A 20,600-nucleotide genomic window follows, 5' to 3' on the forward strand; every position below is an offset into this window, starting at 1 on the left:
CAACGCCACGGAGCGGGTCCCATGACACGGTTTCCCCTCGCTGTGGTCGTTGGCCTCATTGCCGCGACCATTTCGCAGCCTGCCGCCTCGGATTCCACTGAGCAACGATTGGGCAAAGTCCATTTTGTAACATCCTGCAAGCCCGAAGCGCAGGAGCTGTTCGATCGCGCCATGCTGTATCAGCATTCGTTCTGGTACAGCGCGTCGCGACGCACCTTCGAGGAGGCGCTGGAGGCCGACCCGCAATGCGCCATCGCCTATTGGGGCATCGCGCTCAGCTATCTCTACAATCCGCACGCGCCGCCGCCGCCGGAAAACCTTCCGCTCGGCCTTGAAGCTGCGAAAAAAGGCCAGGCGCTGAATGCCGGCACCCCGCGCGAGCGCGAATACATCGATGCGATCGCGGCGATGTATGTCGACTACGACAAGGTCGATCACCGCACCCGCGTGCAGCGATTCCTCGCCGCCGAAGAGCAGGTCGCGATGCACTATGCCGACGATGACGAGGCGCAGATCGCCTATGCGATCACGCTCAACGTCGCGGCCTCGCCGGGCGACAAGACCTACGCCAACCAGCTGAAGGGCGCGGCGCTGCTCGAACCGATCTTCAAGCGCCAGCCCGAGCACCCCGGCATCGCCCACTATCTGATCCATCTCTACGACTACCCGGCGCTCGCGGAGAAGGGCCTCCCCGCGGCGATGCGCTATGCCAAGATCGCCGAACACGCGCCGCATGCCCAGCACATGCCGTCGCACATCTTCACGCGCGTCGGCTATTGGAAGGAGTCGATCGCCTCGAACAAGGAATCCGCGCGCATCGCCAAGCAAGACGGCGAACAGCAGGACCAGGCGCACGCGATGGACTATCTGGTCTATGCCTATCTCCAGCTCGGCCAGGACAAGGAGGCACGTGCTGTGATCGACGAGCTCGGCAAGCTCCAGTTCAAGCTCGACCGGTTCGCAGGCCCCTTCGCGGTGGCGGCAAGCCAGGCCCGCTATGTCTTCGAACGCGGCGACTGGAAGGGTGCCGCCGCGCTTCAAGTGCATCCCACCAAATACGCCTATGCGGATGCCATCACCTATTTCGCCCGCGCGGTCGGCGCCGCGCGCTCCGGTGACCCCGCCGCCGCCAAAGCCGATGTCGCCAAGCTGATCGAGCTGTGCGACAAGTTGAAGGACGCCAAGGACGCCTACTGGTCCAACATCGTCGACATCCAGCAGCAGATCGCGAGCGCCTGGGTGCTGTACGCGGAAGGCAAATACGACGATGCGCTCAGCGCGATGAATGCCGCCGCGGAGGCGGAAGACAAGACCGAGAAGCACCCCGTCACGCCGGGACCGCTGGCGCCGGCGCGCGAGCTCTACGCGGCGATGCTGCTCGATCGCGGCATGGCCAGGGAGGCGCTCGCCGCCTATGAAGCCGTGCTCAAGAAGGAGCCCAACCGGCTGGCGACTTATCTCGGCATGGTCAAGAGCGCCAAGGCGGCCGGCGATCAGGCCAAGATCCGGGAATGCGCTGATCAGATTGCCCGGCTCACCGCGGATGCCGATCTGTCGCGGCCGGAGTTGATCGAATTGCGCCAGACTACCGGAAGCAAGCTGTGATGCCACGGGCGACATGGCGCAACGGCGGTGCGGCGCTGCTCGGCGCCGTTGCGCTAACGCTTTGCCACACACCGACACTCAGTGCGATGGAGATCCTCGGCCAGGCCGGCGTGCTCGGCGAATGGGAGCTGACCGGACATCTCACCGAAAGCGCGCCGGGCGCGCCGAGGCAATTCTCCGGACCGCTCAAGATGAAGCATGTGGGCATCTGCACGCAGGACGGGCCGGACGAACGCGCCGGAGAAATCAAGCTGCAAATCACGGGCGCGGATTCGCAGGTCACCGCCGAGCTGGTGCTGGACGGCGCGCCCTGCACCTACAGCGCCCGCAAGACGCGCAATTACGAGGGCACGCTGTCCTGCGAAGGACGCGCACCCGTCCCACTGCTGGTGTGGCTCAAATAGCCGATACCGTCAGGCCGCCGGTCGCGCGCGGCGCAGCCATTCGTTCAAATCGATGCGGCCGAGGCGCGCCTCGCCGAGCGGCACCAGCGAGTGCTGCTCGACCCGGCCGCCCCAGTAAAGCGCGTCAGGGTCTTTCACCACCTCGCGCGGGTCACCTTTTGCCTTCAGGTAGCGGGCCACGATCTCGTTGAACGGCGCGCGGTCGGGACCTGCGATCTCGACGATGCCGTTGCGCGGCGGCTCGAGCGCGATATCGGCGACGAGCGCGGACACGTCCTCCGCCGCGATCGGCTGGAACAGGCCGGGCGAGAGGCTGACGGTGTTTCCAACCGCGCCCGCATCGGCGATCGCGCCGACGAATTCCATGAACTGGGTCGCGCGGATGATGGTGTAGGGAATCCCGGACGCCTCGATCAGCTTCTCCTGCGCCACCTTGGCGCGGAAGTAGCCGTTCTCGGGCGTGCGGTCGGTGCCGACGATCGACAGCGCGACATGGTGCTTGACGCCGGCCGGCTTCTCCGCCGCCAGCAGGTTGCGGCCGGAGGTCTCGAAGAATTCCATCACCGCCTTGTCCTCGAACGAGGGCGAATTGGCGAGGTCGATCACCACGGCCGCGCCGGCCAGCGCCTCCTTCAACCCCTCGCCGGTGATGGCGTTGATGCCGTTCTTCGGCGAGGCGGCGACGACGTCATGGCCGCGCTGGCGCAGAATGGCAACGGTCCTTGAGCCGATCAGTCCGGTACCGCCGATCACAACGATCTTCATGGTGATACTCCTTGTCGGTAACGAGGTTTCTTGAGACATGCTTGCCGGATTTGCCGGCGGAAATCGTCATGGGTACGTCGCGCTACCTCCTCGATCGCTCTCCCGCAAGCAACCACACTATAGCATGCCACGGCTGTTCTGATGTCGCGGAACCTGTCATCCGATGCGTCGTCTGACGAGCATGAGCCGTTGGTGTCTACGCTTGCTGAACCTCCTACCGTCGCGTAGACTAATGCGTGCGTTCCAGCCAGCGTGCTGGGGTACCGAAAGCTTCGGCCGCTGCCGGGATATAACCGCGGGCTCTCTTTCGTGCTGCAACGCAAATGCTGGGCATGACGTATAGCCCGCTGTGCACTCCTTGATTTGATTTCAGCAAACGCAGGAGGAGTCTATGCGGAATTTTATCACCTTTTTCGTTTCCAGCGTGGCAATCGTCGTTGCGGGGTCGACCGCGTTAGCGGGTGAGAAGGTGCTCGAGTTCAAGCTCGTCACCAAGCCTGTCGACGTCAAGGTCATCGAGGCAGCAAACGTCGAGGGGCAGACGGTCGTTTCCGGCAAGTTCTTTGGTGTCGCCATCTTCAGTGATGGCCATATCGGGGTGAAGGAGTTCGTCCATTCAGGAGACATGCTGAAGGGCTCGGGCTCCTATTACGGTTACAGCACCTACACGTTCGAGGAAGGCGCGATCACCGCGCGTTACACCGGCGCGATCAAGGACGGAAAATCAAACGGCGAATATACGATCCTTTCGGGCACGGGCGCTTATGCGAATGCAACGGGCACAGGAACGATCGAAAGCGCGCCGAACCCCTTCAAGGGGGTCAATCTTCTGAACATCAAACTGGTCGTGAGAACGCCGGGGTCATAGCAGCGCAGCGTCCGCGGGACCACGGCAAGGACAGCGACGCCTCACATGAGCGTTGGCTCGGCCAGCGGTCGCACGGCCGGGCCAAAGCCATCAAACGCGTGCAAGACGGGTCGTCAGCATTGCGCCCTCAAGGCGACGCAGCCCGACAGCTCTCAAACGATTGAGAGAGGATCGGGTACCTGGACCCGTCCGCCTCGCAGATGTCAGTACGTTTCAGGAAAATTCGTTCCAGCTCACACGCCGCGCATCGACGTCGCCGAGCTCGACCGGATCATGGATGTTGCGCACGCTCTGGAAGCCGGAGCGCAGATAGATCAGCGGGTCGACTGTGGTCGCGGCGCGGACGTGCTGGACCTCGCCGATGAAGATCGAATGGGTCTTGGTCTCGAGCTCCTGCGCCAGCACGCAGTCGAACGCCGCGACGGCATCCTCCAGCACCGGGGCGCCGGTGGCGCCGGTGGTCCAGCGCCCAAACGCAAAACGGTCGTCGCCGTTGACGCCCTTCTGTCCGGAGAAGGTCAGCGCCAGCAGCGCGTGGTCCTCGTTCAGGAAGTTGATGACGAAATGGCGCTCCTCGCGGATGCGCTGATGCGCGCTGGCGTTACGGTTAACGCAGACCAGCACCGAGGGCGGATTGTCCGACAGCGAGCAGGCCGAGGTCACGGTCAGGCCGGTGCGCTGCCCGGTCTCCGAGCCGACCGTCACCAGCGCGACGGCGCCCGCGCAATGGCGCATCGCCTGCTTGAAACTCTGTGCGTCGACCGTCATGCCGCAAACCCTGTCTGAGCATGATCCGCCGGATCATGCTTCGGTAAAAACACTTCGTTCAAGATATGCGAGGCGGGGTGCGAGGCAAGCCCCGCACCCCGCGCAGCTGTCATGCAGCCTTCTCGAACTCGGCTCCGAGATGCTTGAGCCGCGGCATCACCTCGTTCTTGAGCAGGTCCAGCGAGTGCCGCCAGGCTTCCGGCTTGTGCTTGTAGTCGAAGCCGAACACACAGAGGACGCCGAAGCCGCCGACCTCCCGGTAGATCTTCTCGATCCTCTCGGTGACGGTCGCGGGCGAGCCGACGATCCAATTCCGGCGTGCGCAATATTCGACGGTGACGTCGCTGTCGGGCACGTCGGGCGCGTGCTTCAGATAGTCCTTGAAGCCGAAATGGCCGAGCAGCGGCAGGAAGTACTCGCCCATCATCCGGCCCATCATGTCGCCGGTCGACAGCTTCCACGCCTCCTCATCGGTATCCGCCACGAACACCTCGCGCACCAGCCGCCAGTCCTTGCGGCTCGGCTTGCGGCCGGTCTTGGCGGCGCCGGCCTCGACCGAATCCCAGTGGCTGCCGACATAGGCCGGGTTGAGGTTGAGGCTCATCGGGATGAAGCCGCGCTCGCCGGCGAGCTTCAAGGTGTCCGAATTCTTCGACAGGCCGGCGACGCCGATCGGCGGATGCGGCCCCTGCAACGGCTTGATGTGCGGCTTGAGGAAGTCGAACATCGTGTCCGGCTTGCTCACTGTCCAGTACTTGCCCTTGTGCGTCCAGGGTCCCGGCTCGGACCACATCTTCAGGATGATCTCGAGCGCCTCGCGGGTCATGTCGCGGTTCTGGCCCGACATGCCGTCGACATTGAACATCGCCCAGTCGCTGGGCAGGCCCGAGGCCGCGACGCCGAAGTTGAGGCGCCCGTTCGAGAGATGATCGAGCATCGCAACGCGGTTCGCGAGCTCGGCGGGATGATGATACGGCAGCAGGAAGCCGCCGGGCCCGATGCGCAGATTCTTGGTCTGCAGCAGCGCCTGCGCCACCAGCAGGTCGGGCGACGGGTGCGGCTCCCAGGGTGCGGTGTGATGCTCGCCGATCCAGGCTTCCTGGTAGCCGAGCTCGTCGAGCCAGCGCAGCGTCTGCAGGTCCCAGTCGTGGCCCTCCTTCAATCCGCACTCCGGCGGGTGCGAGGGCATGGTGAAGTATCCAAGCTCCATGTGCGTTTCCTTCCTTCGCGTTGGGTTCAGTCGTGCAATGCGTCTTGCCGCGCATTGCATGACGATCAGCAAGCGCTGTGCCAGCGGAGGAAGTCGCAGGGAATGGGTGAGAACGGCCGGATTTCGGCCGGCTGCGCGCCGGTCAGCGGGCTTGGCAAGGCTGGCGGCGTCTCACCGTCGCGAGACGTGTCGCAACCATGAGACGCGCCGGCAAGCATTCCCGCTGGTTGGCTCGGGCTGCCTTCGCACACACGGAAGCAGATACTCTCGCGGAGACTCCCCCTCACCCGAATTCGAGCTTCACTCGAATTCGACCTCTCCCCGCAAGCGGGGCGAGGTGAAGCGGAGCGCCGGATCAGCCCGCCGCGCGGCGCGGCTGGGCGTTGGTATCGGGCTCGGAGGGTGGAGGAAGCTGCATCAGGATGGTCTGGCCCATCGAGGCGATCTCGATGCCCTCCTCCTGGAAGCGCCGTTTCATGCGGCGGTTGAACTCGCGTTGCACCGCCCAGCGTCCGCTATCGGTGCAGCGGATCTGGCCGACGATGGTCACGACCGAGCCGTCGACCTTGTCGACGCCCCACAATTCGAGGTCGCCTCGAATGAATGCGCGATACGCCGTCTCCTGGCGCATCTGGGCGACGATGTCCTTCAGCACCTCGCCGGCGCGGTCGGTGTCCTCCTTGTAGGACACGTTGACGCTGACCGCGGCATTGCCGGCGCCGCGGCTGGAGTTGGTGATCGTGGTCACCGCGCTGAACGGCACGACGTGCACCGAGCCGTCGCCGGCGCGCAGCCGCATGGTGCGGATCGAGACGTTCTCGACCACGCCCGAGAGGCCCGACACCGTGACGTTGTCACCGACCTGCACGGTGTTCTCGATCAGGAGGAACAGCCCGGTAATGAGGTCCTGCACCAGCTTCTGCGAGCCGAAGCCGATCGCGATGCCGACGATGCCGGCGCCGGCGAGCAGCGGCGCGACATTGACGCCGATCTCGCTGAGCGCCGTGAGGCCGACCACCGCGACGATCATGCAGAACAGCGCGGTTCGCAGCATCGGCTGAAAGGTGCGCAAGCGCGCGGCGCGGGCGTAATGCCCGTCGCGCGACAGGGTCTCGATCTGCCGATCCATCAGCGCATTGGCGACTTCCCAGATCACGGCCGCGGCCAGCGCGGCAATGCCGATCGTCACCAGCGCCGAGATCAGGCGGCTTCCAATCTGGCCGCCGTAGAACCAGACGATGGCATCGACGCCCCAGACCTCGAGCAGCGCGACGAAGCCAATGAAGGCGATCACCGCCGTGACCACCTTGCGCAGCAGCGGCAGATAGCGGTTGGCGCGCGTCTCCAGCCCCGGGAAGCGCTGGATCAGCTCCGGGCTGATGCGGAAGCCGCGATCGATCAGGCTCAGCACCACCATGGTGACGAGGCGGGTAACCAGCAGCACCGCGACAGTGCCGACGAAATATTGCAGCAGCAGCGAATAGCCGTTGCGGATGTTGAGCGCCCACACTGCCCACAGCGCGAGGTCGAGCGCGATCGCCAGCACATGCCAGAGCGCCGCGAGACGGTTGCGCGTTCGCGCCGCAAGCCCGGTGCGATCGGCCGGCGCGCGGATGGCGTCGGCGACCTGGCGGCGGCACTGCAGGATGATGACGACGACGAACAGATGCACGACCAGCATCACGAGCCGGATCAGCGCGGCATAGCCGGCGCGATGCAGCCCGAGCAGCAGCGCGACATTGGCAAAGGCGATGCCGGAGACGCCGACGGCGACGATGCGCCGGGCCCAGATCTCGATATAGGCCGCGGTCTCGGCACGGACGCGGAACAGGCCGAACGGCCCCGCCAGCGCGCGCACCGCGCAAATCAGGACGCGCGAGAACACGTAGGCGTTGACGACGGCCAGGATCACGAGCCGCGTGGTCGATTGATCGCCGATCTCGGTGCCGAGCAGCGCGGTGGCGATGCCGCCGAACACGACGACCGGCAGCAATTCGAGCAAAAGGCGCCCAAGCACGAAGGGCAGCCGGACCAGCGACTGCCAGGCCCGCGCCAGGCTGAGCCGGCGCCGCTGCAACTCGGGCGCCGGCGTGACGTCGGCAACCGACGACGGCGGATCGACGATGGCGAGCGTCTGCACCGGCATGCGCGCGGTCTGCGGCAGCCGCGCTTCCAGGAACGCGACCGGCCGCTTGATCAGGCGGAACACCACCCATTCGGCGGCCAGCGCGCAGCCGAACACCAGCGCCAGCTTCCAGGCGATATCGATCAGGAGGCCATAGGCGACCGGATCGTTGGCGGTACGCACGAACCAGTAGTAGAACGCCGGGAAATGCGTCAGCGTGCGCGCGACGTCGGCGACCTCGCGCGACATCTCGCCGACCTGCTCGGACACCATCAGCAACAGCTGTGCGCCGAGGCTGTCGGCGGTGAGCGGGATCGGCGAATGCTGCTCCGGCGCAGGCGCCGGCTGGGCCGCCGCCTGCGGCGAGGCATTGGCGATGGCGCGCAGCGTGTTGATGATCTCGCCGCGCTTCTTGTCGTCCTGCAGCGTGTCGAGCGCACGTTTCGCCTGCTCGGGCGTCAGCGCGTCGCCGGTAGCGGGTTGCGGCGGCGCCGGCTTGGCGGCCGGCTGCGCCAGCGCGGGAGAGACGAACAAGGTGAAGACGAGAAGCAGCGCAAGGCGAAGTTTGTGCGACACGAGGGCCTCATAAAATAACTGCGCGACCGCAAACCCTTGGGAGGAATCTGCTCTCGCGCTCGCGCCATGTCGGATACTCCTTTTCGCCCCGATGGTGTGTCGGAAGTTTGCCGCTGTGACGGCCATCTCTTGGCATTTGCCGCAACACAATCGTCACAGGCGTTGAGCCGCGTTTACACTTCCAGTGCGCGTTCCCGGCCGGCTCACTACACGTCAGGGGTGAGACCGCAGAATCTTTCGCTTGACGCGCAGGAGCCGCCGTGATGTTCTTACTTTGTTCTTTTGTTCCCAATTGCGTTTCGGGGGTTTCATGCACGACGTTTTTGCCGAGAACGGTCCGGTCAGGCTCTTCATCCATGATGACGACGAGACACCGATAGAATTCATGCGCAACCTGCTGCGCACGGTATTCGGCAAGTCCCGGAAAGAGGCTGTTGCCGTCACCGCGCGAATCGAGGCCCAGAACGGATTCGCATGCGGCCCCTATCCCGCGACGGTGGCCAAGGCACTGCTGGAGTCCGCCCAACAGCTGATCCGCAACAACGGGCATCCATTGCTGATCACCGCATCGGCCGCCGACGCGGCCCGGCCGTGCGATCTCTGTGGCGCGCTGGAGCCCGTCACCGACGTGTTTCTCATCCGCCGGACAGTCTGCCTGTGCGGCAACTGCCTGATCGCCGCGCGGGCAAGCTCGGAAAATCTACCGAGCGAGGAGTTCAGATATGCCTTCATGGCGCTCGATTGGCATTTTGCCGGGACGCCGCGCAATCAGATCATGACCCGGTCGCGACAATTTCCCGGTCACATGCGAGCGGACGTTCAGATCGCGATCGACAGGTTGTTCGATGTGCCGATCCATTTCTTCGGCATTCATGAGCAACACCGCTATGAGACCCTCGCGATTGCCTCGCTGATGGAGAACAGCCGCAACGCGCCGCCGATCGCGCCGCCGCAGTATCACGACGTCGACGTTGGCGAGCCTGAGTCGGTGAAATGCCTGACCAATGGCTTGTGGCTATGCCAAACCGGAGAGCTGCGCTACGCGGTGCTGCTCAGCTACCATCGTGATTATCAGACCGAGCCGGGCTTGCGGATCGAGCTCGCGGTGCCCGCAGGCGTCGCCGGAAACGCCTTGGTGCAGCGGACCTTTGCCGAGCTGGAAGCGGCCGTGCACGCGGCACGATCCTATCGCGGCAAGATCCTGTCGCTCGAGGATGCCGCCGACTATCGCGGCCGCGCCCGCGGCGTGACCGTGCATCGCCTGCCGACGGTCGCGCGCGATGACGTGATCCTGCCGGACCGGACGCTGCGGCTGCTCGACCGCAACGTGCTCGACTTCGTCGAAAGCCGCGATCTGTTGCGCAAGCTCGGGCAGTCGACCCGCAAGGGCATCCTGCTCTACGGCCCGCCCGGCACCGGCAAGACCCACACCATTCGCTATCTCGCCACCAACCTGCCGGATCACACCACACTGATCATCACCGCCGAGCAGGTCGGCCTGCTCGGCGCCTATATGAGCCTCGCGCGGCTGCTGCAGCCGACCATGGTCGTGATCGAGGACGTCGACCTGATCGCACGCGACCGCGAGGACATGGGCGGACCGTGCGAAGAATCGCTGCTCAACAAGCTGCTCAACGAGATGGACGGCCTGAAGGAGGACTGCGACATCCTGTTCGTGCTGACCACCAACCGGCCCGAGGAGCTGGAAGGCGCGCTGGCCGGCCGGCCCGGCCGCATCGACCAGGCCATCGAGGTGCCGGTGCCCGACGAGACCGGGCGCGGCAAGCTGATCCGACTGTACGGCAAGGGCCTGCCGCTCGAACCGCCCGTGGTTGACGCAGCGGTGCAGCGCACCGCCGGGGTCAGCGCCGCATTCATCAAGGAGCTGATGCGCCGCATCGCTCAGGCCAGCATCGCCCGCGGGGGAGGCCAGGATGTCACTGCTGACGACATCGGCGCAGCGCTGAACGAGATGCTGTTCGACGGCGGCCGGCTCAACGTGAAGCTGCTCGGCGGCGCGCAGGGGATGAGTGCGGGGTGATGGCCGGTCAACGCACTAAACGTGCCGGCAATAGCAACTCGCGCTCGCCGCCGGCGAGCCGCGCGAGTTCGTCCGACACGCGCGCCAGCGCGCGATCCCAGGCCTGCGGTCTGTCCTGGCGGAACAGCCGCATGGTCGGATACCAGGGCGTGTCGGCGCGATCGCGCAGCCAGCGCCAGTCGAGCGCATAGGGACACAGCATCCAGACCGGGCGGCCGAGCGCGCCGGCGAGATGCGCCACCGAGGTGTCGACGGCGATGACGAGATCGAGCGCGCAGACGGCCGCCGCGGTGTCGGCGAAATCGCCGAGCGTCGGCGCGAGGTCGATGATGTCGGCGCCAAGGCCCCGCAGCACCGGAGCATCGTCCGGCCGCGGCTCCTTCTGCAGGCTGTACAGCTGCACGCCTGATGTGACCAGCCGCGGCAGCACGGCGTCCGCCGGCAGCGAGCGCTGGCGGTCACCCTTGTGCCTGGGATTGCCGGCCCAGACCACGCCGACCTTCAGCGCGGTCACGCCGGCGAGCGCCTCGCGCCAGCGCGCGAGCTTGACGGCATCCGCCCGCAGATAGGATATCGCTGCAGGAATGGTCTCGACGGTGGTGCGGAAGATCCGCGGCAGGCTCAGCAGCGGCAGTTGCAGATCGAACGGCGGCAGCGGCTCGCCGCGCGCGAACACCGCGACATCGGGCAGCATCGGCCGCAGCAGCGCGACCAGCGCCGGCTGCACTTGCAGGATGATCCGGCCGCCCCTGCCCGCCAGCATCGGCACATAGCGGACGAAATTGATGGCATCGCCGAGCCCGTATTCGGCAAACAGCAGCAGCGTGCGTCCCGCCAGCGGCTCACCCTGCCATTCCGGCTCGTCGAACACCGGATCGCCGTCGCTGAGCATCTTGGATTTGCGCCGCCACTGATACTCTTCGAACCCCTCCTCGAACTCGCCGTTCATCAGCAGGAAATGGGCGTGGTTGTAATGCGCCAGTGGCTGCGTGGGATCGAGGGTGATGGCGCGGCGCGAGGCCACTAGCGCGGCGTCGATTTCGCCGGCGTTGCGCAGCGCGACCGCAAGATTGGCGTGGCCCTTGGCATAGAGCGGGTCGAGCTCGATGGCGCGCCGATGCGCCGCGACCGCCGCCTCGACCAGATTCTGCGCCTCGAAGATGATCCCGAGATTGGTGTGCGCGGCGGCGTAGTCCGGCTTGAGCGCGAGCGCGAGCTCGGCGCAGGCGATGGCGTCGTCGACCTGTCCGAGCTCGAACAGGCCGGCGCCGAGATTGTTGAGGATAACGTGATCGGACGGGTCGCGGGCCGAGACCTGCCGATAGATGCGGACAGCCTCCTCGCGCTCGCCCGCCTCGTGCAGCACCATCGCCAGCAGGCGCTGCGGCGCAATGTTGCCGGGCTCGAGTGCGATCGCCCGGCGGTAGTGCAGGATTGCGTCCTCCAGCAAGCCCTGGCGATAGAGCGCCGCGCCAAGGCCGCAATGCAGTCCGGCATTGTCGGGATCCGTGGCAAGTCCGCGGCGATAGGCCGTGGCGGCCGCTTCGTGCCTTTTCTGATCGCTCAGCACATTGCCGAGGTTGAGCCAAACGCCGCGGTAGACCGGATCGCGCGCGATCACCTCGCGATAGGCCTGCTCCGCCTCGACCGGCCGCTGCTGCCCGGCCAGCGCGACGGCGAGGTTGAACCGCGCCCGCGTCAGGCCGCCATCGAGTGCGATCGCGCGGCGGAACGCGGTCTCGGCCTCATCGAAGCGCGACAGATCGCACAATGCGACGCCGAGCTTGATGTGCAGGCCGGCATCCTGCGGCCGCAGCGTCACGCCGCGCTCGAACGCCGCCACCGCGCCTTCGTGCTCGCCCTTCACGGCGAGCGCATCGCCGAGCGTGGCGAAGGCCGGTGCATGGTCCGGATCGAGGTTGAAGACCCGGTTCAGCAGCATAGCACCTTCCGCGACACGATCGGTCACGAAGGCGATGACGGCGGACAGATGCAGCGCCGGAACATGGTCGGGATCGGCGGTGAGGATGTCGCCGCACAGCGTGCCGGCCTCCGCCGCGCGGCCCGCGCCATAATGCGCCACCGCATCCCGCAACATCCGATCGACCGCCACGCTGCCCACGATACCGCCCCTGCCAACGACCCCGATGCGGATTAAACGGGCGACGCCGCGAAATCCGGCACGCGAATCTCGGTTGAACAATCAAAGCCCAGGTGCAGGTCCTTGATCTCTTCTCCTTCCCCCTGAAAGGCAGGGGTGTCCGGGGAAATTCAGGCATAGCGGAGCTCCATCTGGTCAGGTGAGATGGTTGATTTCCGACGGCTGGGGTTGATGGGCGGAGGTTTGTCGATGGCAGCGAGGGATCGACGCGTGAGCAGGAGCTGGCCGACGAGTTCGGCGAACCTGAGCGGGAGCATTTTGATGCAGTTGGTGTGAGCGGCGATGCGCAGCAGCAGGTAGGCAATCATCGCAGCGAGCACCTGAAGGCGGATCGCGTTGTCGTTGGCGCCGAGGAACTTGCGAATATCGAGATGCTGCTTGATCCAGCGGAACAGCAGCTCGATTTGCCATCGGCTCTTGTAGAGGGCGGCGATCTCGACGGCGCTACGGGCAAGGTCGTTGGTCAGGAGTGTGATCTTGCCGCCTTTCTCGCGTCTGATCTTGATGCGGCGGAGCGGGATTGGAAGGCGCGAATCGCCCTTGCTGGTGAGCTTCACCTCGTCATCGGCAAGGATTTCGAAGCCATCCCCGTTACGCTTGCGGATGGCGCGATGCCTGAGCGAGCGAAGACGGATGCTCGTCTTCGCCCGGGTAACGAAGAAAGCCTTGCTATCATTGATCTTCTGCCACCAGTCGAAACGGCAATAGCCCTTGTCAAACACATAGGTGGTGGCGGGCTGGATTGGGGTCTGTCGGCCGATCTCGATGTCATTGACGTTCGCGGCCGTCATCTCGACGCAGGTCGGGACATCGCTCCTTGGGTCGTAGACGACATGCAGCTTCATGCCGCGGATGCGGCCGTTCCACGTCGCCCAACTGCAGACCTTGCCGAGCGGGATCGGACTGGCGTCGATCAGACGCACCATCTCCATGCCTTCACTCCGCAGCTGGCGACGCGCCATCGCCGACAGCGCCGCAAAGGTTTGCGCGAAAATGCCGATCGGACGGCGGGCATTGGCATCGGACAACGTCGAGCGCGACAGCTTGCCGGTTCCCAAGTGATAGTGATGCTGCGAATTGGCGTTGAAGCCAGTCACCACCCCGCGCAGACTGCTGTGGCCGCTAAGCTGGGCATAGATCAGCGCCACCAGATGATCCCAGCTCCTGAACGACTTGTCGTAGGCATCCCCGTCCAGACGATCCACAACCGTCTGAAACTGCCGTCGATTGATCGGTTCAAGCAGCCTTCCAAAAATGCTACCGCGATATCGCATGCTCGGCCCTCTGTGTCTCGACAACCAGAAAAGACCGATTTGCCTCGGTCCTGCCGAGCATGCACCGCGACACAGTGAATCATTCCCCGGACACCCCTGCCTTTCAGGGGGAAGGTCGGGATGGGGGTCAGCCGCAGACGACGCTGCAAGTGGAGCGAGCTGATCCCCACCCCCTTTGCTCTGACGAGCAAAGCGACCTCCCCTTTTCAAGGGGAGGTAGGAGGGCGACAGACCATCGCCCCCTTGACGGCCGCCGCTTCATGTAACATATGAAGTTACATGATACGTGATAGCCGCCTGTCGAGCGTCCTGCATGGCCTGCTCCACATGATCGGGGCCGGCGAGCCGGTGACGTCGGAGCAACTTGCGCAGGCGATGGCCACCAACCCTGTGGTGGTGCGCCGCGTGATGGCGGGGCTGCGCGAGCAGGGTCTGGTGCATTCGGAGAAGGGCCATGGCGGCGGCTGGACGCTGGCGCGCGATCCCTCCGACATCACGCTTGCCGACATCTATCGCGCGGTGGGCGCGCCCACGATCGTCGCGATGGGCCATCGCTCGGAAAATCCCGGCTGCCTGGTCGAACAGGCCGTCAACGACGCGCTCGGAGACACGTTTCGCGAGGTCGAGGCGCTGTTCCTGAAGCGGCTCGGCGCGGTGACGCTCGATGCGCTCGCGAAAGATTTCAATCGCCGGCTCGCCAAACACAAACAAAATCTCGAGGACCAGATTCATGCAGTCAAGTGAGCAGGCGAAACCTCTGCCGTACAACGATCCCGCGCACTGGGACAAAATGGTCGCCGCCTATGAGGCGCAGTCGCAGCCGTTCACGACGCTGTTCGCCGACGCCGCGGTCGCAACGCTTCCGATCGACCCGTCATCCAGGGTGATCGACGTCGCCACCGGCACGGGCGCCGCGGCGCTGGCCGCCGCCCGCACCGGAGCCGAGGTCACCGCGATCGATTTCTCCGCCGGCATGGTGGCGCGGGTCCGCGCGCATGGTGTGGCGAATATCGAGGCGCGGCAAATGGACGGCCAGGCGCTCGATCTGCCGAATGCCGCGTTCGACGCGGCTGTGTCGGTATTCGGCGTGATGCTGTTTCCGGACTGGCGCGCCGGCCTCAGCGAGATGGCGCGGGTGACGCGACCGGGCGGATCGGCGGCGATTGCGGTCTGGAAGAGCGCCGATGGCGCCGCCGTGCATCTCCTGCTCTCGCAGATCATCCGGCGGCTCTATCCCGACAATGTCACGCCGATGCCGTGCACGGGCCTCGCCGAGCTCGCCGACCCCGACCGCCTCGCCGCTGCGCTCATCGCCGCCGGCTTCTCCGATCCGGCGATTGCCGAGATCACCCACGACTTCAAGCTCAATGTCGCCAATCCCGCCGACGTCGACAAATTGTTCGAGTTCATGCCGCATTGGAGCGGGCTCGATGCCGACCAGAGCGCCGCAGTCGCGCGCGCCTTCCGCGCCGAGATCCAGCGCAGGCGGGTCGGCGACAGCTTCGCGATTCCGTCGACCGCGCTGATCGCGACGGCCCGGCGGGCTTGACCGAAACAGCCGCGATCCGGTCGTGCGAGGTTATGGCCGCCTAGCGCTTGTCGTCGTCCGGCTTTTCTTCATCGCTCGGCGGCTGCAGCCCGGGACTGTTGGCCCAGCGGTCGAGTTCCTCGATCACCCGCCGATGGCTCGGCCGCAGCGGCTCTGCACCACCGGGCTCTTGCGATAATTTTCGGGGCAGCTTGACCTGATCTGGCATGGCTAGGCTCCAGAGCTGGGGCTGTACGCGCGATACGAGGCGCGATCGCTACGCGCGCGACTTGAGGAGATCGCGAATCTCGGTGAGCAGCTCCTGATCCTTGGTCGGCTTCGGCGGTTCGGCCGGCGCCGCGGGCGCTTCGCGCTTGAGCTGGTTCATGAGGCGGACCACGATGAACAGCACGAAGGCGACGATCAGGAAGTTGAGCGTCAGCGTCAGGAAGTTGCCCCAGGCCAGCACCGCGCCCTGCTTCTTGGCATCGGCCAGGTTGGTCGCCGTCACCGACTTCGACAGCGCCGTGAAATAGTTGGAGAAGTCGAGCCCGCCGCTGATCGCGCCGATGATCGGCATGATGACATCGGCCACCATCGACGAGACGATCGCGCCGAACGCCGCGCCGATGATCACGCCGACGGCGAGATCGACGACGTTGCCCTTCATGGCGAATTCCCTGAATTCCTTCAGCATGTGATCTCCTGTTTTCCAAACGAATGCCGTGGCACGGCCCGGCGACCGGGTCGCCGACCGCTCCAAGGGGGGCGAAGGATTATTTGCGATCGGCCGGCTTCGCGGGCGCCGCGACCGGCTGAGCAGGCGCGGCCTGCTCCCATGGCGCCGGCAGGATGACCCGCGCCGGCGGCGGGTTCTGCGCGGCGCGCTGCACATTCGCATTTTCCGGCCGCGGCTCGTCGCGGGCGTTATCCGCGCGGGCGGTGGCGACATCGATGCCGAGCGCCAGCGCGACGGATCCGAGTGCCGCGCCGACCAATACGGCGGACCGCACCACACCAGCGCGCGGCCTGTTCAGGATGGCAGGATGAGATGAGGTCATCGCAACTGCTCCTCACGCAATACACATCGTTCGGAACCGCGCGGGCGCGAGCGCCGCGCGCGGCTGGAGGCGGGACGTCAGGTCTTGATGTCGTCCGGCAGCTTGCCGCCATTGGCGGCGAGCTTCGCCATCACCTGCTGATGCAGCCAGACATTCATGGTGGCGGTGTTGCTGGTGTCGCCGGTGTAGTGCAGCTCCTTCGCGAGCTCCTTGCGCGCCGCAAGGCTGCTGTCGAGGCCGAGCGCCTTCATCAGGTCGACGATCGAGCTGCGCCAGTCGAGCTTCTCGCCGGTCGCCGCGGCCGCCTTGTCGACGATCGCGGCGACGTCGACGGTTTGTGGCGCCGCCGTGCCGGGCGCAGCAGATGCAGACGTCGACGTCGATGGCGCTGCGCCGGGCGCAGCCGCCGTTGTGCTCTCAGCGGTTTTGGCCTGGGCGCCGTGGCCGAAGATTGCACCCATGATGCTTCCAAAAATGCTCATGATCTCTCGCTCCGTGCGCCCGAGACACCGTTCGTCCCGTGGCTGTTTCCAGTGACGGGGCGGACGATAGGCAGGCCATTGGCCGAGCGGAAGATGACCATCGTCACTATCGGAGTGTGGGACGGCGTGGTGCTGTCGGCGGAGAAAGCGTGCGGCTTTCTGCGGCTGCGCGAGAGCCTTTCATCGTACGCCCCACGTGCGATGAAGTCAGCCGTCCCGGCCCGATTCGCCAGCCCCGAGAAGTCGGGGCGGCTGACACAGACGTGTGCGCGTTGTCGCTAGCTAGAGCTGGCGGCGGCGGATGGTCTGGGCGAGTTCGACAAAGCTCTCGGCGACGCCGACGCCGGTCTTGGCGCTGACCGATTTGACGCTCGACTTCGCAAGCCCGGCAATCGCGCCCGCGCTGCCCGCGGCTTCCGGCAAGTCGATCTTGTTCAGCAGCGCCCGGTAGGGCCGGCCCGGGAAGCGCTCCTCGAAGCCGCGGACCAGTTCCACCATGCGGGTCACCGTCTGCGGCCGCGTGACGTCGGACACGATGATGGCGGCGGATGCGCCGGTGACATAGACCGTGTCGAAGATCTGCGTGCCGAAATCGCCGTCGGTGTCCCACAGCACGAGGCGCATCGGAGCATCCGCCGGCGCCACGTCGTAGCTCAGGATCTCGACGCCCAGCGTCGATTTGTACTGGCCCTCGAACCGGTTGTAGATCAGCCGATAGAGGATCGACGTCTTGCCGACCCCCATATCGCCGAGCAGCATGACTTTCGCGGTGAGCATCAGCGGGCCACTTCGCCTCGATAGACCGTCTCGAACGCCACGCGGCGATTACCGCCGACGGTGGCGTCGACCCGGTCGGTGATCGGCATCGTCGCCGCGCGCGAAACCAAAATCAGCCGCGACGGATCGACCCCGAGCGCAGTCAGCCTGCGCTGGACCTGCTCGGCTCGCTTGCGCGCCAGCGTCCGGTTGGTGCCTTCCGTGCCGCTCTGATCGGCATAGCCGACGATGCGCAGCCTGAGATCGTTGTTCGCCATTAGTCCGGCGAGTTCGCGCAGCTGCTGCTCGGCCTGGTCGTTGTCGAGGACTTCGTCTGAATTGTTCGCGAAGAAGATCGCGGTGGTGGCGATGAAGCGGTCGAGCCGCGCCGCCGGACCGTCGGCGACGGCTTGCAGCTTCGAATATTGCTCGGCCAATTTGGCATACTGCTCGCCGAGCCTGTCATATTGCTCGGTCAGGGCGACATATTTCTGGTCGCCCGACTTCGCCTGCGCACCGATCGCCTCGCGCATCTGGTCGAGGCTCGCCTGCAGGCGCGTCAGGCTCTGCTGCAGGCCCGCGATGCCGGCCTGCGATGCCGCGATTTGCTCGGGTGCGGACACCAGACCGATGTGGTTGACGATCTTGTACGGTGCCGCGGCCGCGGCGAGCGCATCGATCAACGGCGCGGTTTCCAGCTGGCTCGGCTCGATGCCTGAAACGGCCACGCTTCGGCTGCCGTGATCGAAGTCGAGCCGCAGCGGGAACGAGGCCAGCAACGGCTGCTTTGCGGCGAGCTGTTCCAGCGCCGCCTGGGTCCGCCGCTCCAACAGGCCGCGCGTCACCGATGTCGCGGCAAGCCAGAGCAGCAGCGCGGCCACGGCCGCGAGCAAGGCGAACAGGATCACCTTGCCGCGCCGGCTCGCGATCCGCCGTGGCGTATCGTCGGTCTCGATCGCGGCAGCCAGCGACGCCAGCATCGGCCCGTCGCAATCCGCGCCGCGGTCGATGCGCTCGATCGCATCGAAGAACAACGAGTTGATCCTGGCGTTGTCGGCGGGCCGCAGCGGTCCCAGGCACTCCGCCGCCAGGATGAAGCGGGGCGAGGCGCGCAGCGCGAGCTGCCGTCCGCCGAAATCGAGCGTCTGCAGATTGCCTTCGCCGGCCAGCGCCTGCACGGAGAATTCCAGAATCGCCGCGACCATCGCGCTGAGCAGGTCGGCGCGTTCGTCGGCGGTCGCATCGCGCTTCCAGTCCGCGATCAGGCGGCCATTGCCGCGTTCGATGATCAGGAGCCGGTTGATCTGCGGCGGCTGATCGGCGAGCACGAATTCGCTGATCGGGCGTCCCGTCACCAGCGATTTGACGCGGCCGACCCACAATTGCGCCGAGGTCAACGCATTGATGCGCTGCTCGAGCGAGGCAACCAGCTCCCTGAACGAATTTGCCACCGCGGCGCTGACCAGACGGCCGACGATCGGATAGAGCGCCTCGATCATCTGCTCGCGCGAGTTCTTGATCTCGCTGCGGATCGCCGAGACCACGACCGGCGCAATCGCGCTGGCGAGCTCGCGCGGCCGGTTGACCTCGGCGCGCTCCAGCGCCTCGACCAGGATGCCCGCGGTTGCCGTCTCCAGGCGGTCGGCGTTGCCGACATAGCGCTGCAGCGAGTCGAGGTCGGCCTCCAGCGACGTCAGACGCGTCGCCTCGGGCTGAAACAGCAATGTCTTGAGCTGCTCGATCTCGCGGTTCTGGCCGGCAGCAGCTGCCATGCTATTTGCCCGTGCGGCCGGATCCCAATCCGCTGATGACCGAGCCGAGCTGGGTGATCGCCGCGCCGACATCCTTCAGCGAGTCGAGCCGCTTCTGCTCGGTATCCCGCTCGAGGTCGGAGAGCCGCGCAGAAAGCGCGGTGAGCTCGTTAGTGAAGTCCGCCTGCATCTGCTTGAGCGATGCCTGCATCTCCTCGCGCAGACCCGAGAGGTTGGTCTCGAGCGAACGTTGCGCGCCGCCGAACAGCAGGTCGCGAACCTGATCGATCGCCGCCATGCCATGCGCCGCCGGATCCACGCCGTTGCCGGCCGCCGCAGCGTCCGCCGGTCCGTCCGTACCTTTGGTCTGGCGCTCGATACCCTTCATGGTCATTTCCCGCTTACTCGTAGCCGCGCAATCCGGACCTGCGGTGTCAAAAAGCAAATCCGAAACAACCCTATAGCCAATTTTGCGGGCGCGGCCCAGAGAAAGGCGAGCAATCTCAGCCGGATCAACCGCGTGGTTGTGCGATCGCGGCCAATTATTTCTAGTAAGTTATTGCCTTTATTGCGAGTTCTGTACGGTTCTTGACCTGGCATTTCTCCAGAATCGTGCTGACATAGTTCTTCACGGTTCCTTCGGCCAAATGCAGCTGCTCGCCGATCTCGGTGTTGCTCTTGCCCTCGACGATCAGCGTAAGAATTTCATTCTCCCGCGCCGTCAGCCCGTCGCGAACCGGCAGCTTCGCCGAGACGCGCGGGCCGCGCAGCCGCTTGAACTCGTCGAGGATGCGCGCGGCGACGCCGGGCGAAAGCCCGGACTGACCGTTGATGACCGCGCGGATCGTCGAGGCGATCTCCTCCATCCTAGCGTCCTTCAAGAGATACGCCTTGGCGCCTGCGCTCACCGCCTCGAAGATCAGGTCGTTGGTCTCGAACGTCGTCAGCACCACGATATGGGTCTGAGGTAATTCGCGGAGAATCCGCTGGGTCGCGGCGATGCCGTCGACCCGCGGCATCTGCAGGTCCATCAGGATGACATCCGGCCGATAGCGCCGCGCGAATTCGATGGCCTGCTCGCCGTCGGCCGCGCCGGGCAGGATCTCGAAATCGTCGTTCTGCTGGGCGAGCAGCGTCGCGATACCTTCCCTGATCAGCGTCTGATCCTCGGCGATCAGCACCCGTATCTTCTCAATTCTGCTCACGGGCTTTCCGTCATCCTCTC

Annotated in this window: 20 protein-coding genes; 6 read left to right on the plus strand and 14 right to left on the minus strand. The window is 65.5% G+C overall.

The window, feature by feature from the left end:
- Nucleotides 1-21 precede the first annotated feature (21 nt).
- Complete coding sequence (locus ACVMIH_RS24470; RefSeq protein ID WP_057018921.1) at nt 22-1,605, plus strand: tetratricopeptide repeat protein; 1,584 nt, start codon at nt 22-24, stop codon at nt 1,603-1,605.
- Nucleotides 1,605-2,009, plus strand: coding sequence for a hypothetical protein (locus ACVMIH_RS24475; RefSeq protein WP_057018922.1), 405 nt, complete (start codon nt 1,605-1,607; stop codon nt 2,007-2,009). The genes ACVMIH_RS24470 and ACVMIH_RS24475 overlap by 1 nt, the downstream gene beginning before the upstream one ends.
- 9 nt (nt 2,010-2,018) lie before the next feature.
- On the opposite strand, the gene ACVMIH_RS24480 is transcribed toward ACVMIH_RS24475, so the two are convergent.
- Nucleotides 2,019-2,774 carry an SDR family oxidoreductase gene (locus ACVMIH_RS24480; protein WP_057018923.1) on the minus strand — a complete coding sequence of 252 codons (756 nt, stop codon included), beginning with the start codon at nt 2,772-2,774 and terminating at the stop codon, nt 2,019-2,021.
- Nucleotides 2,775-3,165: 391 nt separating this feature from the next.
- Here ACVMIH_RS24480 and ACVMIH_RS24485 point away from each other — a divergent pair, with 391 nt between their 5' ends.
- Nucleotides 3,166-3,642 carry a hypothetical protein gene (locus ACVMIH_RS24485; protein WP_057018924.1) on the plus strand — a complete coding sequence of 159 codons (477 nt, stop codon included), beginning with the start codon at nt 3,166-3,168 and terminating at the stop codon, nt 3,640-3,642.
- 213 nt (nt 3,643-3,855) lie between these two features.
- Here the strand turns inward: ACVMIH_RS24485 and ACVMIH_RS24490 are convergent, their stop codons facing one another.
- The 3 genes from ACVMIH_RS24490 to ACVMIH_RS24500 all read right to left on the minus strand — a co-directional run bounded on the left by ACVMIH_RS24490 (nt 3,856) and on the right by ACVMIH_RS24500 (nt 8,321).
- Nucleotides 3,856-4,410: a flavin reductase family protein gene (locus tag ACVMIH_RS24490; protein WP_057018925.1), complete on the minus strand. Its 555-nt coding sequence runs from the start codon at nt 4,408-4,410 to the stop codon at nt 3,856-3,858.
- A 109-nt stretch (nt 4,411-4,519) separates the two neighbouring features.
- On the minus strand, nt 4,520-5,620 hold the full coding sequence (locus ACVMIH_RS24495; RefSeq protein ID WP_076831185.1) for an LLM class flavin-dependent oxidoreductase: 1,101 nt from the start codon (nt 5,618-5,620) through the stop codon (nt 4,520-4,522).
- Nucleotides 5,621-5,975: 355 nt separating this feature from the next.
- On the minus strand, nt 5,976-8,321 hold the full coding sequence (locus ACVMIH_RS24500) for a mechanosensitive ion channel family protein (protein ID WP_253588666.1): 2,346 nt from the start codon (nt 8,319-8,321) through the stop codon (nt 5,976-5,978).
- Nucleotides 8,322-8,631: 310 nt separating this feature from the next.
- Here ACVMIH_RS24500 and ACVMIH_RS24505 point away from each other — a divergent pair, with 310 nt between their 5' ends.
- Nucleotides 8,632-10,362, plus strand: coding sequence for an ATP-dependent Clp protease adaptor ClpS (locus tag ACVMIH_RS24505; protein WP_456863619.1), 1,731 nt, complete (start codon nt 8,632-8,634; stop codon nt 10,360-10,362).
- 7 nt (nt 10,363-10,369) lie between these two features.
- Here ACVMIH_RS24505 and ACVMIH_RS24510 read toward each other — a convergent pair whose 3' ends face one another.
- On the minus strand, nt 10,370-12,460 hold the full coding sequence (locus tag ACVMIH_RS24510) for a tetratricopeptide repeat protein (protein ID WP_456866545.1): 2,091 nt from the start codon (nt 12,458-12,460) through the stop codon (nt 10,370-10,372).
- A gap of 173 nt (nt 12,461-12,633) precedes the next feature.
- Nucleotides 12,634-13,797: an IS4 family transposase gene (locus ACVMIH_RS24515; RefSeq protein WP_456864466.1), complete on the minus strand. Its 1,164-nt coding sequence runs from the start codon at nt 13,795-13,797 to the stop codon at nt 12,634-12,636.
- Between the two features lie 279 nt (nt 13,798-14,076).
- Here ACVMIH_RS24515 and ACVMIH_RS24520 point away from each other — a divergent pair, with 279 nt between their 5' ends.
- Both ACVMIH_RS24520 and ACVMIH_RS24525 read left to right on the plus strand, forming a co-directional pair.
- Complete coding sequence (locus tag ACVMIH_RS24520) at nt 14,077-14,541, plus strand: Rrf2 family transcriptional regulator (protein WP_456854610.1); 465 nt, start codon at nt 14,077-14,079, stop codon at nt 14,539-14,541.
- Nucleotides 14,528-15,346, plus strand: coding sequence for a class I SAM-dependent methyltransferase (locus ACVMIH_RS24525; protein ID WP_456854608.1), 819 nt, complete (start codon nt 14,528-14,530; stop codon nt 15,344-15,346). The genes ACVMIH_RS24520 and ACVMIH_RS24525 overlap by 14 nt, the downstream gene beginning before the upstream one ends.
- Before the next feature lie 40 nt (nt 15,347-15,386).
- Here ACVMIH_RS24525 and ACVMIH_RS24530 read toward each other — a convergent pair whose 3' ends face one another.
- The 8 genes from ACVMIH_RS24530 to ACVMIH_RS24565 all read right to left on the minus strand — a co-directional run bounded on the left by ACVMIH_RS24530 (nt 15,387) and on the right by ACVMIH_RS24565 (nt 20,580).
- Complete coding sequence (locus ACVMIH_RS24530; protein ID WP_168857300.1) at nt 15,387-15,554, minus strand: hypothetical protein; 168 nt, start codon at nt 15,552-15,554, stop codon at nt 15,387-15,389.
- 48 nt (nt 15,555-15,602) lie between these two features.
- Nucleotides 15,603-16,022 carry a large conductance mechanosensitive channel protein MscL gene (mscL, locus tag ACVMIH_RS24535; RefSeq protein ID WP_076834941.1) on the minus strand — a complete coding sequence of 140 codons (420 nt, stop codon included), beginning with the start codon at nt 16,020-16,022 and terminating at the stop codon, nt 15,603-15,605.
- 79 nt (nt 16,023-16,101) lie between these two features.
- Nucleotides 16,102-16,386 carry a hypothetical protein gene (locus ACVMIH_RS24540; RefSeq protein WP_229192794.1) on the minus strand — a complete coding sequence of 95 codons (285 nt, stop codon included), beginning with the start codon at nt 16,384-16,386 and terminating at the stop codon, nt 16,102-16,104.
- Between the two features lie 77 nt (nt 16,387-16,463).
- Nucleotides 16,464-16,868, minus strand: a complete 405-nt coding sequence (locus ACVMIH_RS24545) for a DUF3597 domain-containing protein (protein WP_456863622.1) — start codon at nt 16,866-16,868, stop codon at nt 16,464-16,466.
- Nucleotides 16,869-17,150: 282 nt separating this feature from the next.
- Nucleotides 17,151-17,645: a GTP-binding protein gene (locus ACVMIH_RS24550; protein ID WP_456863625.1), complete on the minus strand. Its 495-nt coding sequence runs from the start codon at nt 17,643-17,645 to the stop codon at nt 17,151-17,153.
- On the minus strand, nt 17,645-19,396 hold the full coding sequence (locus ACVMIH_RS24555) for an OmpA family protein (protein ID WP_316398012.1): 1,752 nt from the start codon (nt 19,394-19,396) through the stop codon (nt 17,645-17,647). The genes ACVMIH_RS24550 and ACVMIH_RS24555 overlap by 1 nt, the downstream gene beginning before the upstream one ends.
- A 1-nt stretch (nt 19,397) precedes the next feature.
- Nucleotides 19,398-19,763 (minus strand): hypothetical protein, encoded by a 366-nt coding sequence (locus ACVMIH_RS24560; protein ID WP_233442850.1) that lies wholly within the window; start codon nt 19,761-19,763, stop codon nt 19,398-19,400.
- Between the two features lie 160 nt (nt 19,764-19,923).
- Nucleotides 19,924-20,580, minus strand: coding sequence for a response regulator transcription factor (locus ACVMIH_RS24565; protein ID WP_028335911.1), 657 nt, complete (start codon nt 20,578-20,580; stop codon nt 19,924-19,926).
- Nucleotides 20,581-20,600: the final 20 nt, after the last annotated feature.

The sequence above is a fragment of the Bradyrhizobium sp. USDA 4503 genome (assembly GCF_054055815.1).

What these genes read in the sequence shown, in the direction of transcription:
- ACVMIH_RS24470 (WP_057018921.1), top strand. Translation starts at nt 22, where the DNA reads ATGACACGGTTTCCCCTCGCTGTGGTCGTTGGCCTCATTGCCGCGACC.
- ACVMIH_RS24475 (WP_057018922.1), top strand. Translation starts at nt 1,605, where the DNA reads ATGCCACGGGCGACATGGCGCAACGGCGGTGCGGCGCTGCTCGGCGCC.
- ACVMIH_RS24480 (WP_057018923.1), bottom strand. Translation starts at nt 2,774, where the DNA reads ATGAAGATCGTTGTGATCGGCGGTACCGGACTGATCGGCTCAAGGACC.
- ACVMIH_RS24485 (WP_057018924.1), top strand. Translation starts at nt 3,166, where the DNA reads ATGCGGAATTTTATCACCTTTTTCGTTTCCAGCGTGGCAATCGTCGTT.
- ACVMIH_RS24490 (WP_057018925.1), bottom strand. Translation starts at nt 4,410, where the DNA reads ATGACGGTCGACGCACAGAGTTTCAAGCAGGCGATGCGCCATTGCGCG.
- ACVMIH_RS24495 (WP_076831185.1), bottom strand. Translation starts at nt 5,620, where the DNA reads ATGGAGCTTGGATACTTCACCATGCCCTCGCACCCGCCGGAGTGCGGA.
- ACVMIH_RS24505 (WP_456863619.1), top strand. Translation starts at nt 8,632, where the DNA reads ATGCACGACGTTTTTGCCGAGAACGGTCCGGTCAGGCTCTTCATCCAT.
- ACVMIH_RS24510 (WP_456866545.1), bottom strand. Translation starts at nt 12,460, where the DNA reads ATGTTGCGGGATGCGGTGGCGCATTATGGCGCGGGCCGCGCGGCGGAG.
- ACVMIH_RS24515 (WP_456864466.1), bottom strand. Translation starts at nt 13,797, where the DNA reads ATGCGATATCGCGGTAGCATTTTTGGAAGGCTGCTTGAACCGATCAAT.
- ACVMIH_RS24520 (WP_456854610.1), top strand. Translation starts at nt 14,077, where the DNA reads ATGATACGTGATAGCCGCCTGTCGAGCGTCCTGCATGGCCTGCTCCAC.
- ACVMIH_RS24525 (WP_456854608.1), top strand. Translation starts at nt 14,528, where the DNA reads ATGCAGTCAAGTGAGCAGGCGAAACCTCTGCCGTACAACGATCCCGCG.
- ACVMIH_RS24530 (WP_168857300.1), bottom strand. Translation starts at nt 15,554, where the DNA reads ATGCCAGATCAGGTCAAGCTGCCCCGAAAATTATCGCAAGAGCCCGGT.
- mscL (WP_076834941.1), bottom strand. Translation starts at nt 16,022, where the DNA reads ATGCTGAAGGAATTCAGGGAATTCGCCATGAAGGGCAACGTCGTCGAT.
- ACVMIH_RS24540 (WP_229192794.1), bottom strand. Translation starts at nt 16,386, where the DNA reads ATGACCTCATCTCATCCTGCCATCCTGAACAGGCCGCGCGCTGGTGTG.
- ACVMIH_RS24545 (WP_456863622.1), bottom strand. Translation starts at nt 16,868, where the DNA reads ATGAGCATTTTTGGAAGCATCATGGGTGCAATCTTCGGCCACGGCGCC.
- ACVMIH_RS24550 (WP_456863625.1), bottom strand. Translation starts at nt 17,645, where the DNA reads ATGCTCACCGCGAAAGTCATGCTGCTCGGCGATATGGGGGTCGGCAAG.
- ACVMIH_RS24555 (WP_316398012.1), bottom strand. Translation starts at nt 19,396, where the DNA reads ATGGCAGCTGCTGCCGGCCAGAACCGCGAGATCGAGCAGCTCAAGACA.
- ACVMIH_RS24560 (WP_233442850.1), bottom strand. Translation starts at nt 19,763, where the DNA reads ATGAAGGGTATCGAGCGCCAGACCAAAGGTACGGACGGACCGGCGGAC.